This is a genomic window from Clostridia bacterium (assembly GCA_035561135.1).
Taxonomy (GTDB): Bacteria; Acidobacteriota; Terriglobia; order Terriglobales; family Acidobacteriaceae; genus DATMYA01.
On the sequence record DATMYA010000052.1, the window covers coordinates 142,052 to 158,986 of the forward strand.

Below are 16,935 nucleotides of genomic sequence, written 5' to 3' on the forward strand. Positions count from 1 at the left end.
TTCGCACTGATCTTGGTCGGGGAGGCAGCAAATGAGGAACACTATCTACTTGGGGCTCGTTCTCGCGCTGCTCGTGTGCAACCTGGTTGCGCAGCAGAATACAGCACAACTCAACGGCACGGTTCAAGACGCATCCGGTGCAGTCATTCCTGGAGCCACCGTATCGGTCTCCAGCGCTGACACCGGGTTCCTCCGAACTACGCAGACGAATGAGAGGGGAGCCTACACGCTGCCCTTCCTGCGTCCGGGAACATACAGCCTGAAAGTGGAAGCAAAGGGATTCTCTACCGTTCTCCGCCCGAAGGTAGAGTTGGCCGTAGGACGGTTTGCTACGGTAAACGTGACGGTCCAGCCAGGATCGGAGACTCAGGTCCTGAACGTAACCGGAGAAGCGCCCCTGGTCGATACCTCACGATCGGAGATTGCCGGCAATGTCTCGCCTCTCGAAGTGCGTGAGTTGCCGATATCTGACCGAAACTTCTCGGGACTTATGTCACTGGTTCCGGGTGTGCGGCCTGCCGAAGGATTCGATCCGACAAAAACGCGATCGGGCAATGTGTCGGTGAACGGAAGCGACGGACGCTCAATCGATTACAACGTCGATGGCGGGGACAATAAGGACAACGTGATCGGGGGCATTGTCCAGAACTTCACCATGGAGGGAATTCAGGAGTTTGGTGTCGTCGTCAATCGCTACTCGGCTGAGGCCGGACGGGCATCGTCAGCAGTAGTGAACGTCGTCAGCAAGTCTGGTACGAACGCGGTTCACGGCACTGCTTTCGGCCAATTCCAAAACAGTGCTCTCAACAAGAACAATTTCTTCCGCTTGCAGAATTGCAAGGATCTGAGCATCGCTGAGGACAATTGCCCTAAACCTCTGTTCCATCGTTATCACTTCGGAGGTTCCATCGGCGGGCCGATCGTCAAGGACAAGTTCTTCTTCTTTGGCGCGTACGAACAAAAGCGAGAGCCGGGTAAAATTCCGGTCGACAACGACGCGTTCAGTGAACTCAGTCTCTTCCCGCTGGCCGAGCCGGTCCGCCAAGTGCCCTTCCCGTATATCGATCACTTGCTGACGGTCAAATTGGATTACCACATCAGCAATCAGCAGACGGCATACATTCGGTACGGCAGGGAGAAATGGACCAACCCCAACGATCAACTTGGTAACCCGATCGTGACGGACATCAGCCAGGCGAACTCCGATACGAATCAGTTCCATGATTTGGCGATCGGGCACAACTTCACCTTCGCCACAAACAAGGTGAATTCGCTCACGCTTCACTTTCAGGACTTTGTGAATGCCATTCTCGCTGCCCCAGGCCGCACGTTTACGTATCCAATCGCAGGCGGTGGCGAGGCAACGAACCCAGAGATCTGTTTCATCCCGGATCAAGGGTGCGGAAGCGGCACGGCACCTGAAATCGGCCAGAACGTAAACGTCCCCCAGCAAACTCTAATCCGGAAGTATCAGGTCCGCGATGATTTCAGTTGGACCGTAGGACGACACAACCAGAAGTTTGGAGTGAACTGGATCTACCTGGCGAAACTGGGCGGCTTCTTCTTCTTCGGAGCCAACGGCTACCAGATCACGTTCTTTGACAAGCCGAGCGACATTCTGGGGAACACGGCGAAGTATCCGCAGGGATTCGCTACGCCGGGAGCGGTGCAGTCCATCCTGTTCAGCGGCGGAAGTGGTTCCACCGCGCAACCGCCAGCCCATTCGATTGCTCTGTACTATCAGGATGACATCAAAGTCACACCCAAACTAACCCTGAACCTCGGAATTCGCTGGGATGCGAATCCACGCTTCCTCGTGCCCCAACTTGGCAACTCGTTAACAAACACCAATCGCGCGATCGATATTCTGCGCACAGTGGTTGCGGCGAATCCTTCCAGTGCCGCAGCACAGGATGGACTTGCGCGCGCCCGCTTCTTGGCCGGGGATGACGAACTTCTGCGCAAACGGCAGACGAGTTGGAAGGAGTTCCAACCGCGTATCGGCTTTGCGTACAATCCAACCGGATCGGGAAAGATCGTGATTCGCGGCGGATATGGCATCAGCCGTGACCAGGTCTTCCAGAACCTTACGCTGTTCGCGATTCAGCAGACGCAGCCTACGATCTATCAGACCGTCATCGATCTTGAGGCGTCACATGCGCCCCCTTCCTGCGCGGGCGACCCATTCGTTTGCAGCTTCCGCTTCGGCATCGATCCCTTGCCTGCACCGGCTCCGGGAGTTACCGACCTTGCAGTGGGCGCAACAGGGCGCATCCTCGAACCGCGTATCACCGATCCCTGGTCACAGCAGGCGTCCATCGGCACGGCCATTCAGTTCGGAGAGGATCTAGCCGCTTCCGTCGACTACTACCATGTGCTCGGGACGCATGAACCCCGCGTCCTGCAAATGAACCCAATAATTCGGCCAATCTGCGACCCAGCTTTCCCGGGTTCCAACCCGTCGGATGCGCGTTGCGTCGCCGGGGCCGACACCCGGTTGCTCGACGCCGCCTTCGTGGCAGCAGGACTGGGCGCTAATCGAATCTCCGAGCTCAGAGCGTACGGTACGAACAACCGCTCAATCTTCGATAGCGTCAACTTCCAACTGCAAAAACGGATGTCCCACAACTTTACCTTCCAGGCAAGCTACGTGCTCTCCTGGTCCAGGTCATGGGGCGGACGACCGACATCTTCGTACTCCGGCAGTGGAATCGTCATCACGCCAGAACAAGAGTTCAGGCCGGAGGAGTTCGGGCCGACCATCTTCGACGAACGTCACCGCTTTGTGGTCAGTGGGGTTTTGCAGCTTCCCGCCGGATTTGTAATAGCGCCCATCTTCCAGGCGTCCTCCGCTAGACCCTACTCATTCAATGCCTCAACGGACATTGATGGAGATGGCAGAAGCACCATCGATCGTGTGTGCGAGGGAAGCACGCCGCAGAATCCAATTACCACTACGGGATGCACACAGGTGAAGCCGAACTCTCTCCGGGGCGATCCGTATGTCAACCTCGACCTGAGAACATCGAAGGCTTTCAAATTCACCGAACGTGCGCAATTGACAGTGTTTTGGGAGTTTTTCAATCTCTTCAACCGGGATAACTTCTGCAACGATTTCTCCGGCAGCGCATCGGAAGTCGCACTGCGACAGCCGCAGGGCTATTGCGGTGGACAGGGATTTGGGCCGGCATTCGGTAGCCAGTTCAAATCGCAGTACGGATTCCGCTTCGCATTCTAGAACTGGAGAACAGCGGGCCGTCCCGTTTATATCCACTGTCGACCGATTCACCGCCCAGCCGGGTGGTGACAAGAGTGGGGAACTTAGCGCTTCTACTGTTGCACGTTCCAGAACATCGCAAAAAACCACCCCATGCAAGCAAGGCTTGCATGGGGTGGTTTGCACTGCGTGTTTTGCTGCCTAGCGTTCGGCGTTTGCTCGGACCATGCGAATTCCAAAGACGGTGGAAATTGCAGTTCCATTCGTCGCTTCGAAGCGCACAGTTACTTTCTTCTTGTCTTTGACGAGGTCCGCAGGGAGCGAGTATTCGACATCGAAGAAACGCACCTCCTGTTCAGGACTGCGCCTCTCGCCTGTCTGCTCTCCCACTTTCTTGCCGTCCACCAGAATGTCGAATGTGTTCTTCCGGCGTCCATCGTTGCTGTAGGTGATAAACAGAGTCATCGGGTGAGCGGGATCGACGGGAATATCGAAGGAGAACCATTTCGTTCCCTGTCGCCCGAAACGTCCCGCCAGTTGGACCGGCGTAGTATCTTCGCCCTGCTGTGCGAAATCGCGCTCCGACTGCATTTGGCCGGGTTGCGCGAAGGCAACTGTCGCCGCTTCGAGTTTCTTCTTTTTCTCCTGCTCGGCCGCGTATGCTTCGGACTTCTTCTGCCACTCCTGTGGAGTGAACATGTCCCAGTAGATAGCGTATCTGCGCCGTGGCAGCTGGTAGAACGGAACGAAATCTACGTCCGTAGCCAGGCTGACACCAGTGGTGCGGAACGTTCCCGGCTTGTTAGCGGCGGGCTTCAACCACTTCTCTATCGGCTGTTCCGGAGCTATAAACACAGGCGCGGCTGCGGCATTGGCGGCATTGCGGCGGTTTTCCCGGTCCAGCTCCGGCCCCAAGTCTCCGGCCAGCACCAGCGGACCCCACATCAAAGCCATGCGATTCGGGTTGTCGGGCAGCGGCTCCTTGCGGAGTGTCTTTGGCAGTACCAATTCCACTTTGTCGCCGGTCTTCCACGTGCGTGTGATCTCGACGTACGAGTCGGCTTTGGGAAGAGCCTTAAGGGCGCGACCATTCACTTTGACGCTGAAGCCTGTGCCTGCCCAGTAGGGCCGACGCAAAGCCAAAGTAAATTTCTTCGGCGACTTGGAAGTGATCTTCAGCGAGGCCGTTTGGCCAATCGGAAAGTCAGTGCTCGTTTCCAGTTTCACTCCGGCCGCTTCCCAGTCCGCGGTGGAGGGGGCATAGATGCTTACCCAAAGTTTGTCCCCGGATTCGTAGTAGATGCCGTATCCGTGAAGGGCGTGGCTTTCCATGGCAGAGCCGACGCAGCAGGTGAAGTCCTCGAACTTGTCCTGATACTCGTGCTGCACGCCACGGCCAACGGGCAACATATAGCTGACCCGGCCATCATCGGGATCCTGAGACGCCAGGATGTGATTGAACAATGCGCGCTCGTGGAAGTCGGCATAGCGAATATCCGGCTCGATAGAGAAGAGAGTGCGCGCCATCTTGATCATGTTGTAGACGTTGCAGGTTTCGGCCGTGCGTCCGTCCACCATGTCGTTCAACTTGTCGGGGACGCCAAAGTACTCGTTCTTGCCGTGTCCGCCGGTAGCAAAGGTATGATGTTGCGTAACCCGGTCGAAGAAAAACTTTGCGACCGTGCCATCGCTTTCATCGCCCGTGTAGACGTATCGCATCAGAGATCCCAGGACCTTGGGGACCTGCGTGTTTCCGTGCGTGCCGGAGAGGATGTCTTTCTTGGCGGCCAGCGGATCGATGATCGCGTGGTGCTGAAACTTGTCGGAGAGCGTCAGCCATCGCTTATCGCCCGTATCTGCGTAGAGATCGGCCAGGACCTCGTTCATCCCGCCAAACTCGGTGGCCAGCATCCGCTGTATCTCTTCGTCGCTGAGCTTGGAAAGAATTCCCTCGGCCCAGGCGGAGAACTTGATTTCCACATCCAGGGCCGTGCGGTTACCGGTGTAACGGTAAGCGTCCCGCAGTCCGGCATAGATCTTGTGCTGGACGTACCACGGCGACCATAGGCCATTCAAATCGAAGCCGCCCGATTTGATAACGCCTTTGCTCAGGTTCTGGAACTGAACCTTGCCATCAACGCCGTCCTTGTCCATGAGCGCGCCGAGGTAGCCATCGCCTTGCGCGTCCTGGATCTTCTTCATCTCGTTCACAATGTAGTCGGCACGATCCTTGAAGCGGGCGTCACCGGTGGCGGCCCACGCAAGGCTCACGGCCGAGAGATAGTGTCCGGCAATGTGACCTGTCAGTTGCCGTCCGCCGCCGTCCCACCCGCCGTAGCCCTTGGCTTTAGGTTCCAACCCGGCACGCTGGCGCATGAAGGCCAACATGCGGTCGGGTTCAAGTTCAAGCAGATACTTGGCATCCAGGTCCTGTGCGTTTTTAAGAGGACCGCCAAGCAACCGAACGCTGCTCAGAGGCAGGGGTCGGGCTTTAATCATCTTCGCTTCGGAAGCTTTTGCTGCGTTCTGTGTCTGTGCAAAACCAAGACCTGCAAAAAGCAGAATCAATGCAACCAAGCCGTAAATAGGTTTTTTCACAAGCGTCTCCTGGAGCCTCGGATAAAATATACAATCCCGGAGTAGCCGTTGTCCCTATCGAAAATCCCCTATATTCACTAAGGGGGGCTTTACAACCGCGAATGCCAAAACGGCGATCGGCGGCCAGATTGGCCGCCGATTCGTTTTCCTCTCGGGTTGCAAACTGTTGTTCGCCGGAAACTACAATGCGCGCTTCCAAAAAGCGAGCATCGCGTTGTCTAAGTGAATGCGCGCAGGCTTATCGGAGAAGCCGTGCTTGCGCATAGGGTACACGAGACTTTCGTATGGCTTGCCGGCCTTGATGAGTGCATCCATAAATGCCTGTTCGTTCTGCGGATGCACGTTGTCGTCATATGTTCCGTAGATGATCAGAAGCGATCCGTGCAGGTCGCCGGCACGTTTCACAAGCGAAGTGCGATCGTAAACGGCGGGGTTGTCCTGCGGTGTTTTGACGAGCGCCTCCGCCCACTTCGAGTCGTAGTAGCGCCAGTCTGTGACGGGTGCTCCGCTGATGCCGGCCTTGAATTCCTGCGACCGGGTCATACAGTTGAGCGTATTCGTGCCGCCGCCGCTCCAGCCATAGACGCCGAACCGGTCGGGGTCCGCCCATGTTTGTTTCTTCAACCATCGAATGCCGGCCACGAGGTCGGCGGTTTCTGAGGCGGACGGATTTTCTACAAGCGTGTTCTCCAGCTTCTTGCTGATTGCCGTGGCCGCTCGGTTATCGATCGCCGCGACGACGAAGCCGTTGTCGGCTAGCACGTTATAGAAGAGCATGTCGCGCTGCCATGAATTGCTAACGGTTGGCGCTGACGGCCCACCGTAGATGTGCAATATCACGGGGTATTTCCTGGCAGGGTCGAAGTTCTTCGGCTTCAGGATCTCTGCCGGCAGGGGGAACCCGTCCTCCGCCGGTATGGTGAGCAGCTCGGGAAACTGCATTCCCGACGGCAATAGCTCCGGACGGGGTTCGGCCAAAATAGAGACCCGCTTGCCATCGGAAGTGTGCAGCGCCAGGGATGGAAGCGTGCGGATATTCGAGAAGCTGTCGAAGTAGAAGCGCGTATCCGGCGACATCGCTATGCGATGTGTGCCGTTTTCGGATGACACCTTCGTCAAACCCGTTCCATCCATGTTCACGCGATATAACTGCCGCTCGGTGGAGACATCCTTCAGCGTGGTGAAGTAGATCCAGCCATTCTTTTCGTCGATGCCGGTAACGGCTTGTCGTACCCAGAAGACGCTGCCAGACGAGGCCATGGCCCAGTCGCCCTTCGTGAGTTCGTTCACGAGGGTGCCGTCCATCCGGTAGCGGTACAGATGCATGTAGCCAGTGCGTTCCGATGCCCACAGAAAACTCTGACCATCTTTAAGAAAGTAAAGGTCGTCTTGAACGTTGATAAAGCCGGGATCGGTCTCTGTGATGATGCGCTTGGACGCGCCGGTGTTCGCGTCGGCAAAGTGCAGCCTGAGTTCTGTCTGCAAGCGGTTAAGCGTTTGAACCGCGACCCGCTTTGAATCCGGCAGCCACTTCACACGCAGAAGCCATTCGTAGGGGTCGCTGATGGCGATCCACCGAGTTTTCGGGTGCCCAACGCCGACAAGGCCGACACGGACGCTCGGGTTCTTATTTCCGGGCTTGGGATAGACCTGGCGAATGGTGCGCGGAGTTTGCGGCTGGAAATCTACAAAGGTATCTACGGGAACTCCGGAGACGTTGGTCTGCAAGTACGCGATGGATTTTGAGTCGGGTGACCACCAGTAGGCAATGTCTTTGCGTCCGAAGACTTCTTCCCAATAAACCCAGGTAAGCGTTCCGTTAAGAATGTTCTCTGAGCCGTCACTCGTCAGGCGCGTTTCCTTGTTCGCGCTGATGTCGTACACATAAAGGTCGTTATCGCGCACGTACGCCAGCAAGCGGCCGTCAGGCGAGAAGTGAGGGGACTTCTCTTCGGCAGCCGACTTTGTGACACGGGTGAAGGTCGCCGAAGGCAGGTCAAGCAGGAAAACGTCGTCGCTGAACAGATACACGGCCTTGCTCGCCGTCGAATCGAACTCTTCCGGCCATGCGAGAACTCTCTTGTCGTCGTCCGCCTCAGCCTCGGGTTTTTGTGGCGAGGGCTCCAGCTTGCGGAGCGATGCCAGTGCCTGCGCCATGTTCAGGATGGATCGCCGCGTTCCCGTCGCGGGATCAAAGCGCTCGAACGTACGCTGCGCTTCCGGTGTGCGTCCATCATAGATCAGGGCGGAGTTATCGGGCAGCCATTCTACTTTCGGTACCCTGGCGGCGTTGCCGACCTGGTCGCTATGGATCTGATCGATGGTGATCTGAGGGCTTTGCGCAACACAGATAGAGGCGAAAAGCAAAAGACAGGCAACGCGTAATGTGATAGCCGGAGATCGCATCGTAACGAGCCCTCCTGGGCCGCAGATTTGGATAGCATTCTAGTGGGCACCGCCCAGAAGAATACTGGCAAAGCCAGTCAATGATCGTACGTCATCCTGAGATAGCGCCATTATTGACACGAGTTTGTCAGCAAACTGACTGGGCCTGCGGCCCAGAACGTCCGCGGTCCGCCTTTGCCTTCCGCCTTCTACTTCCACGGACTGCTGCCAGCGATTTCTGTCGCGATGACCTCGAACACTCCGCCTAACTCGCTGGCGTCATCCTTGTCGGCCGTAAACTTCGCAAATTGCTTTTCGCCGGACTCGTACGGATCGAGTAGCGTCAGCTCTTTGATTTCCATTGTCTTCTGCCCAGTGGGGTAGATGTATTCGTCCCACAAAGCGGCTTGCGGAACGTAGGCGTGGCCGCGCCAATAAAGAATGTAAGGACGACCTAGCGCGAGCGGCACCAGCACGCGATCGCTCGTTCCGGGAGCAGATTCCTGCCAGCGCACTTCGAGGCGGAACTTGCGGCCATCTTCCAATACATACTCGCCTTCCACCACGCGCGCCAGCGATTCCAAAGTGCCGGCGCTATTGAGGCAGAGCGCACCGCCGTTCGCCTTGTCGACCCAGAACTTTTGTCCAAGGGGGACGCCCTGCTTCAGTAAAGACATCTCCAGCGCCGCGGCCCACGCCCAGTTCTCACATTTTTGCAGAGCCGTTACGGAAGGGATATTGCGAATTTGTGCCGTCTGGTCAGGCACCTGTTTCAGGCTGAAGGGAGGGCTTTTCTTTTTACTACCGGCGTTCGCCGCAACCGCGCAAACGAGCAGAACGCTCCAGAGAAGAATAACGATAGTCCGGCGCAAGGCTGGATGCATGGGAATACTCTAATCCAAGTTACCCGTCTCTCAAGACAGTTGCAGCTCCATCTAATTACTTAGCAAGTACTGCCATAGCTTGCCGGAATAGCTGATCGAACGTGCCGTTCTCGTTCGCGCGACGCGCAAACGTGAGCGCCTGTTCGGCCGACGCACGCTGATATCCAAGATTCATCAATGCCGAAAGCACATCCTCGTCCATGGGAGAGAGTCCGGCGGTCGCTGGCATGGCGGCCTTCACCGCACCGAACTCCTCCAGCTTGTCTTTCAACTCCAACACCATGCGCTCGGCCGTCTTTTTCCCGATGCCGGGAATCTTCGTCAGCTTGGCGACTTCGCTTGCGCGGATTGCGCCGACCATATCTGAAACGGGCATTCCGCTCAGTATTGTTATCGCCAGCTTCGGACCAATTCCGCTTACGCTGATCAGCCGCTCGAACAAGCGCTTCTCCTCCGGATGCAGAAATCCGAATAGCGCAAGCTGATCTTCGCGAACGTGCGTATGAATGTGCAGCGCGACTTCCGCGCCAGCCTCCGGCATATCGCTGAAGGTCGGCACGGTAATGACGACGTCGTAGCCGACGCCGCCACATTCCACAATGGCTTGATTGGGATGCTTGGTAACGAGCTTTCCGCGAAGATGGGCGATCACGAGTGCATTGTATCGGCCCGACCGCCCACTTCAACAGACAAACTCGACTACATTCCGCTGCTCACGCCTTGCGCCTTGGATTGTTCGCCTGCGGGCGTTCCCAGTTGCTCGAACACGGCCACGAACTTCGGCTTGCGGCCCTGCGTATAGAGAACGTAGCAGGCGCCGAAAAGTGCGAAACCGATCGTGAACAGGCCGTTGCCGCCTTCTTTCTCAATCTCGACCAGGTTCTTCACAATGGCCCAAACAATGCCGGTGCTGAAAGCCAGTCCTTCAGACTTCATCACCGACAGCGTAAAAAAGATTACGTCGCCGAAGACAACGCTGGCGACCGTCAACGCCAGCACCAGTGCCTGTCCGGTCCTGTTGATCTTTCCAATGCCGGCGAACACCGCTTTGGCAACGATCCACCCTATGCCGACGGCACCCCAGAGGAAGATTCGTTCGATTGCATAGGCGACGCCGCCCCACGCTACGCTTCCAGCGAGAGCAGCAGCAACGCCAAAGAGAACTCCGCGTGGCAGATTTGTTTCTTTCGCGTCGTACTCCTGCGACACGGTCTGCTGCTGGTACTGCGCCTGGGACTGGCAACTCGCGCAGTAGTAGCCGGGCACTCCGTTGTAAAGCATCAACTCGGAGCAAGCGGTGCTTGCGCACATGTCACATCGCGTTTCAAGCGGCGACGCAACGCTCTTGATGGCCTCACAGATAGCCGATTGCAATTCCGCAACTTTGTCTGCCGAGTGCTTGCGGAAACTGTAGTTCCAACGGAAATAAAGGAAGTCCGCACCAACCGTAAGCTGTTTTTTTAGCCCGGAACTCCACTTCTTCTCGCCCAACGCTTCCAGTACCTGGGCGCTGTTTTCAATGGCGGCCGTCACAAGCGTCGAGTCCTCGACCTTCTTGAACCGAAGAAAAAGAGAGACCGCGTTTTGATTGTTCACGAGAGTCGGCGCCGCTGCCGTGACGTACCCGCCACGAACGCCGATGACCGCGCCTTCTTTTGTTTGGAAAGGGCCCTGCTTGGGGTAGTGCGGCAGGCCTGTTGCCTGCGACAGTTCTGAGTAGTAATCAGCCATGGCGCCTCCAGCTAGGGTTGAGCGCCACACACTACCCGCAAGAAGTCACAATGTAAAGTGAGTTGCAGGTTACGAAGATGCTACTGACGCCGCTTGTAATACACGGCGAACTCGAATCCCGGAGGCGGCGGAAACAGTTCCGCAATTTTCCGCAGGCGCTCGGCCATCGGATTCGGAGCCAGCAACGGGTAATCCCGTTCGCGCAGATCGTGATAGTCCACGTCTACGTAGAGCGACAGGATGTATATCGCAATGGCGTCTGAGAATGCTGCTTCCAGATACTCGTTGCGCGCCTTCTCTGCTTCCGGCCCGCCTGAGGTCGCGACTTTGCGCAACTCGTAAGCGTCGAGACTGGTTTCGCCACGCACTTTGTCCTGCGCCTGCTTCCAGGCGATCTCGGCGAAATCCTTGGACACGCCGGCGCGTTCCACGAACGCATGTCCCACGTTGATAAAGAATTCGAACCCGACCGAGAATCGGTCATCCATCAGCCGGGTTGAGATAAACACGCACTGGGCATCGCCTAGCGTCAGGTTTCGATGGCAAACCGCGTTATCGCTCAGGGCGATGTCATAGCGTTCGGCAACGATCGTCTCATTGCCTTCGCAAACCGTGAGCGGGACGAAGTAGTAGGCTTTGCGCTCCAGGGCCGCAGCAACTGCGGCCGGGACGGCGGAAACCATGCGCTCCAGGTCAGAGGTCGAGACCGTAATCTCCCCCATCGACCCGAAGCAGATCCCGTTGGGTGCCTGCTGTACTGGCGCGAGTGTGAGTACTTCTGCAGGCGTATGCGTTGTGACCGGAGTTGTTTGTGACATGCGAGTCCCTATTTTAGCGCAGCCGTTCGACGCGCCATTCTAACGCGGCGGCCGCAAAAAACCTGTGGCCCAAGCAAGCCGGCTTTGCTTTCATGGGGATCACGGCTGCATCAGAGCGCAAAATGTTGTAGTGTTTTCTGTTCGTGGAGGTCAGCCGAGTGTACGAAGATGTCTCTGTACCTGCGCGTCCCAGCCGATTGATGCTCTTCTTCATGAAGACCTTTCGCGTCATCCTGCTTTCGCTCATGTTCGCCGCGCTCGGCATGGGGTTGGGTTTGTTGATGGGCATTCTGGGTACGGTCGCCTATGCCATTGTGAACCATTCGCATCCGGACGTAACTGTGGCCTACCGCCTGGTTGCCATTCCTTTGGCAATCATCAGCGGATTAGTCGCGCTGCTGTACACCGTCTTCAACGAGATACGAACAGCTTTGCGAACACGCGCCTAGGGCGTTTGTTTGACCCCTACCCCCAACGTCTCTAAACTGAGTAGATTCCGGGCGATTCGACTGCACATCCCTGAAGTGGGCTGTAGCAGCGGTTGCCAAGGCGTTTTTATATGGCAGATCAAATTAAAGTTAAGCTCCCCGACGGCAGCATCAAGGAAGTTCCGCAGGGCACCACCGCCCTCGACATTGCCCGTTCCATCAGCCCGCGTCTGGCAGACGCCGCTTTGGTCGCGAAGATCGCGCCCTTCGATGGAAGCAAGAATGGCACTGACATCGTAAGCAGCGATGTTGCCAGGAATGTAAGCGACAGTGTAACCAGCAATGGAGATGGCGAACTGGTCGATCTCACTCGCCCGATCGAGAACGATGCCGCGCTCCGCATCCTCACCGAGAAGGATCCCGAGTCGCTGGAAGTTTTCCGCCACTCGTCGGCGCACCTCATGGCCGCCGCCGTCCTGGAACTCTTCCCGGAAACCAAGCTGGGCCATGGCCCCGCCACCGAGAATGGATTCTTCTACGATTTCTATCGTCCAACGCCGTTCACGCCCGACGACCTGGCGAAGATTGAAAAGAAGATGCAGGAGCTTGTGCAGCGCAACGAACCCTATGCGCGCGAATTCCTGCCACGCACCGAAGGTCTTGAGCGGTTCAAGTCCGAAGGCGACTTCATGAAGTGCCACTTCATCGAGCAGTTCACGAAGCCGGACGAAAAAATCTCGCTCTACAAGACCGGCAAGTTTGTGGACTTCTGCCGCGGCCCCCACATTCCCTCAACTGGGAAGATCAAGGCATTCAAGCTGCTCAACATCGCCGGCGCCTACTGGCTCGGCGACGAGAAGAACCCGCAGCTCCAGCGCATCTACGGCACCTCATTCTTTTCCAAGAAGGATATGGACGAGTACATGGCGCGACTGGAAGAGGCCAAGCGCCGCGACCATCGCGTGATTGGCCAACAGCTTGATCTGTTCTCGATCCAGGAACTGGCCGGCCCCGGGCTCATCTTCTGGCATCCCAAGGGCGGCCTCATGCGCACGCTCATGGAAGACTGGCTTCGCGCGGAGTACCTCAAGCGCGGTTACTCGCTCGTCTTCACGCCGCACGTTGCGCGACGCCAGCTTTGGCAAACTTCCGGTCATGAAGGCTACTACTCGCAGAACATGTTCGACACCATGGAACTGGACGATGCGGAATATCGCATGAAGCCCATGAATTGTCCGTTCCACATCCTTATCTATAAGGACTCGCTCAAGTCTTATCGCGACCTGCCTGTGCGACTGGGCGAACTCGGCACCGTGTATCGCTACGAACGGTCAGGCGTGATGCACGGACTTCTGCGCGTGCGCGGCTTCACTCAGGACGATGCCCACATCTTCTGCACTCCGCAGCAGATTGAGGACGAGGTAGTCGCCTGCATCGACTTCGCTCTCGCCGTGCTCAACACTTACGGCTTTGAGAAGTACCAGGTTGAGCTCTCTACCTGGGACCCGAAGGACCGCAAGAACTACGCCGGCACCGATGAACAGTGGGACCTCGGACAGCGTTCGCTTGAGAATGCACTGCAACGTCGAGGCATTCCTTACAAGACGATTCCCGGCGAAGCAGCGTTCTATGGGCCGAAGATCGACGTCAAACTTGTCGATGCCATCGGACGGCTGTGGCAGCTCTCGACCGTGCAGTTCGACTTCACCCTGCCGGAACGCTTCGGCCTGGAGTACGTCGGCGAAGACGGCCAGCGCCATCAGCCATTGATGGTGCACCGCGCACTTTACGGTTCGGTCGAGCGCTTCTTCGGCGTCCTCATCGAGCACTACGCCGGCGCATTTCCTGTGTGGCTCTCGCCAACGCAGGTTGCACTCGTTCCGATCGCCGAGCGCCACGTTGACTACGCAAACAAAGTGGCCGATCAACTGAAGGCCATCGGCGTTCGTGTACACGTTGACGCTCGCAACGAGAAGATGAACGCGAAAATCCGCGAGCACGCGATGCAGAAGGTCCCATTCATCCTCGTGGTTGGCGACAAGGAATCCGAAGCCAACGAGGTCAACGTGCGCGTCCGCGGCCAGGAGAAGGCGGAAGGCACGTACCCGGTCGCCGACTTTGTTGAACGAATCAAGAGGTTGATCGAGACGAAGGCCCCGACACTGGCATAAATACACCAGCCGAAAAGAAGATGCCCGGACGTTTCCGTCCGGGCATTTTCTTCTGGTTACGCTATACTTCGCCGCAGAAGTAGCGCGTGAGTGGGGTGCTCATGTCGGAAGTCAGAGAGTTCGAAGGCATTAAGTTCGATATGTGTTGTGCTGCGCGAATCCTGTATCGGGCGGGGCTCAGCGTTGCCAATGCTGGGCACCTCAGCGTTGCCATCGGCAGCGACAGGATGCTGGTGAACCGCTTCGGCCCGTCGTTCGCGACCCTGACCGCGTCGGACATTCTCACCGTCAGCTACGATGGCAAGATTCTGGATGGCGAGGGCGTCGTCAATGACACCATCGTGCTGCACGGAATCATCCATCGCGAGAATCCTGACGTCACAGCGGTAGCGCATACGCATCCACCTGCCACTGTCACCTGGAGCGTCTTCCGCACCGTACCTCAAATCTATGATCAGGAAAGCTGCGTGCTCGCCGGCGATGTCGGTGTCATCGAAGAAGATTACGAGGGCATCGACGCCACCGAAGATCGCGTGATGCCGTTGGCGCGCAAGGTCGGAGAGTATCGCGCGGCTATCCTGCCCAACCACGGCGCAGTTACCAGCGGGCCCAACATTCAGATTGCAACGGCCTTCATGCTCTTGCTCGAAGGCATGTGCTTGCGCAATATATCCGTCGCTGTCGCTGCGCGCGCAACCGGACTTACCCCGGAGCCTATCAAGTTGGAGCACGCGCTCACAGCAAAGCGCGAGATCGCGCGTATCCCATTCCTTCAGCCACTATGGGCAGACTTCCTCAAGCGCCTGCGACAGACCGATCCCGAGCTCTTTAGTTAACACGGCCGTCAGCTTTGCTTGGACAAACGTGCTCGCAATCGAGTTACTCCCCGGTAAAAACAACTCATCCTGAGTACGCGCATTCTGCGTGTGAGCATTGTTCTACAAACGACTTCTACTTACCTGTGGAGAGCAGGGCAAAAATGTGAGTTGTACGTGGCTGCTTAATTGCTTTTCAGGGTAGCTAGCTAGAGAGCAAGCTCAGTCCCAATAAAGAGGCGCAACTGTGACCATCAACTCCGCTCGATTCACCGCCCTGCTCTTCCTTCTACTCGTCATTTTTGTTTCGGCTTCGGCATTTGCCGACTGCGCGGCACCGTCTACGCCGGGCTTGCGAATCTGCTTTCCGTCACAGGATTCCAAGGTCACGTACGCAGCTGGCATCGAGATGGGAGCAACGGCGAAATCCGGCTCTATCGTCAAGTCCGCCGTTTACGACAATGGAAAACTTGTGGATTCTTTCGACTTCCTTCCAGGCACGCTCTATGACTACGGGATGATTAATGGGTTGCATAACATAGTCGTTAAAGCCTGGGACAGTGCCGGTAACGCCTACCAGGCCAGTCGCTCCTTCAGGGTGGTCGGCTTTGGCGTTGGATTTTGTAGCACACCCAGTGAGCCCGGAATCAATTTCTGCTGGCCTAAAAGCGATAGCTCGCAGCCCAACAGCAGTGTCAGCATTTCCGCCACGGCTCGCGGCGGTGGCTCCAAGATCAGGTCGCTCAGTGTTTATGTGGACGGCATCTTCCGGGTCGGCAGTTCCAATAACTACATACTGACCAGCGTCGGCGTCGCAGCTGGATCGCATCGTGTCGCCATCGTTGCCAAAGATTACGCAGGCCACACCTTCAAGTCGGTACACAATATAAAAACTTTCTACGACTACACCTGCAATCCGAAAACCGGGGCATGCTCGCCGGGCATCGTGATTCACAACCCGACAGGCCCAGACGTCTCTTCGTCTTTCCGCCTTGACGCGCAGGTTGTCAATAACCCAAAGCCGACCACTAGCATGAAGGTCTATTTGGATTCCAAAGTGATCGCGACATCGACGGGCCCCGGTATCACCGCCCAAATTAACTTGCCGAAAGGGACGACACATATCGTGGCAGTAAAAGCCTGGGACACAGAGGGAAAGACATATGCCGCCTTCCAGAACCTCTATGTCCAATAGGAAGTTCAACAGGAAGTAATGTGGTGGACATTACCCCAGCGGCTTTACAGGCTGCGTCGAAACCACATGCAAGAAGTGGGGTCATCCTGAGCGTAGCGAAGGATCTGCTGTTCACAACAAAGCAGATCCTTCGGACTCGCACAAAGCGGCGTGACCTCAGGACGACCCAAGATAAAAATTCAGAGCCCCGCTCAAACGCCCTGTCTACTCCACCCAGATCCGTCTCCACAAAATCTCCCCGTCGCGCTTACCATGTAAGCATGATCGAAGTCGTTAATCTCACGCGTAAATTTGCGCGTCGTTCGACGACCTGTGGTCGCCAAAGATCGCGGGCGAGCTGAACGACAGCTACGTTAAGCTGGCGAAGCTAAAGGGAGAGTTCGTCTGGCACCACCACCAGAACGAGGACGAACTTTTCCTGGTCGTGCGCGGCACCCTTCACATGTTCATCCGCGAAAACGGCCGCGAGCGCGAGTTGCGAATCGAGCCCGGCGAGTTTGTCGTCATCCCGCGCGGCACCGAGCACCTGCCTTTCGCAGACGACGAAGTCGAAGTGATGCTACTCGAGCCCAAGACAACGCTTAACACCGGCAACATACGTAACGAACGCACTCGGACGGAACTCGACCGAATTTAGCGACCCGCGCACGCAATTCGTCTAAGTCACTGAGCCGAACGCTGCCGCTATGGTCT

At 56.9% G+C, this 16,935-nt stretch carries 11 protein-coding genes and 1 pseudogene; 6 read left to right on the top strand and 6 right to left on the bottom strand.

What is annotated here, in order from left to right; translation table 11 throughout:
- Positions 1-31: 31 nt before the first annotated feature.
- A complete protein-coding gene (locus tag VN622_11855) occupies positions 32-3,238 on the top strand; it encodes a TonB-dependent receptor (protein HWR36554.1) in 3,207 nt (1,068 codons plus the stop codon).
- Positions 3,239-3,418: 180 nt separating this feature from the next.
- Here VN622_11855 and VN622_11860 read toward each other — a convergent pair whose 3' ends face one another.
- The 6 genes from VN622_11860 to VN622_11885 form a co-directional block, all read right to left on the bottom strand.
- A complete protein-coding gene (locus VN622_11860) occupies positions 3,419-5,815 on the bottom strand; it encodes a beta-L-arabinofuranosidase domain-containing protein (protein HWR36555.1) in 2,397 nt (798 codons plus the stop codon).
- Positions 5,816-5,995: 180 nt separating this feature from the next.
- Positions 5,996-8,221: a S9 family peptidase gene (locus VN622_11865; protein HWR36556.1), complete on the bottom strand. Its 2,226-nt coding sequence runs from the start codon at positions 8,219-8,221 to the stop codon at positions 5,996-5,998.
- Positions 8,222-8,409: 188 nt separating this feature from the next.
- A complete protein-coding gene (locus VN622_11870) occupies positions 8,410-9,084 on the bottom strand; it encodes a hypothetical protein (GenBank protein HWR36557.1) in 675 nt (224 codons plus the stop codon).
- 55 nt (positions 9,085-9,139) lie between these two features.
- On the bottom strand, positions 9,140-9,736 hold the full coding sequence (ruvA, locus tag VN622_11875; GenBank protein HWR36558.1) for a Holliday junction branch migration protein RuvA: 597 nt from the start codon (positions 9,734-9,736) through the stop codon (positions 9,140-9,142).
- Positions 9,737-9,783: 47 nt separating this feature from the next.
- Positions 9,784-10,815, bottom strand: coding sequence for a hypothetical protein (locus VN622_11880; protein ID HWR36559.1), 1,032 nt, complete (start codon positions 10,813-10,815; stop codon positions 9,784-9,786).
- A gap of 80 nt (positions 10,816-10,895) precedes the next feature.
- On the bottom strand, positions 10,896-11,633 hold the full coding sequence (locus VN622_11885; GenBank protein HWR36560.1) for a hypothetical protein: 738 nt from the start codon (positions 11,631-11,633) through the stop codon (positions 10,896-10,898).
- 158 nt (positions 11,634-11,791) lie between these two features.
- Between VN622_11885 and VN622_11890 the strand changes: the two genes are divergently transcribed.
- From VN622_11890 to VN622_11910, 5 genes and pseudogenes are all read left to right on the top strand, one after another.
- On the top strand, positions 11,792-12,082 hold the full coding sequence (locus tag VN622_11890; GenBank protein HWR36561.1) for a hypothetical protein: 291 nt from the start codon (positions 11,792-11,794) through the stop codon (positions 12,080-12,082).
- 110 nt (positions 12,083-12,192) lie between these two features.
- Positions 12,193-14,232 carry a threonine--tRNA ligase gene (thrS, locus tag VN622_11895; GenBank protein ID HWR36562.1) on the top strand — a complete coding sequence of 680 codons (2,040 nt, stop codon included), beginning with the start codon at positions 12,193-12,195 and terminating at the stop codon, positions 14,230-14,232.
- A 101-nt stretch (positions 14,233-14,333) separates the two neighbouring features.
- Entirely contained in the window at positions 14,334-15,068 is a 735-nt protein-coding gene (locus VN622_11900) for a class II aldolase/adducin family protein (protein HWR36563.1), read from the top strand.
- Between the two features lie 226 nt (positions 15,069-15,294).
- The gene (locus VN622_11905) at positions 15,295-16,242 is read left to right on the top strand and encodes a hypothetical protein (GenBank protein HWR36564.1); all 948 of its coding nucleotides are present in this window, start codon (positions 15,295-15,297) and stop codon (positions 16,240-16,242) included.
- 263 nt (positions 16,243-16,505) lie between these two features.
- Positions 16,506-16,879, top strand: a pseudogene (locus VN622_11910) (cupin domain-containing protein).
- Positions 16,880-16,935: the final 56 nt, after the last annotated feature.

Bases quoted from the DNA above. Each gene is read 5' to 3' on its own strand.
- VN622_11855 (HWR36554.1), top strand. From the start codon at position 32: ATGAGGAACACTATCTACTTGGGGCTCGTTCTCGCGCTGCTCGTGTGC.
- VN622_11865 (HWR36556.1), bottom strand. From the start codon at position 8,221: ATGCGATCTCCGGCTATCACATTACGCGTTGCCTGTCTTTTGCTTTTC.
- VN622_11870 (HWR36557.1), bottom strand. From the start codon at position 9,084: ATGCATCCAGCCTTGCGCCGGACTATCGTTATTCTTCTCTGGAGCGTT.
- VN622_11880 (HWR36559.1), bottom strand. From the start codon at position 10,815: ATGGCTGATTACTACTCAGAACTGTCGCAGGCAACAGGCCTGCCGCAC.
- VN622_11885 (HWR36560.1), bottom strand. From the start codon at position 11,633: ATGTCACAAACAACTCCGGTCACAACGCATACGCCTGCAGAAGTACTC.
- thrS (HWR36562.1), top strand. From the start codon at position 12,193: ATGGCAGATCAAATTAAAGTTAAGCTCCCCGACGGCAGCATCAAGGAA.
- VN622_11900 (HWR36563.1), top strand. From the start codon at position 14,334: ATGTCGGAAGTCAGAGAGTTCGAAGGCATTAAGTTCGATATGTGTTGT.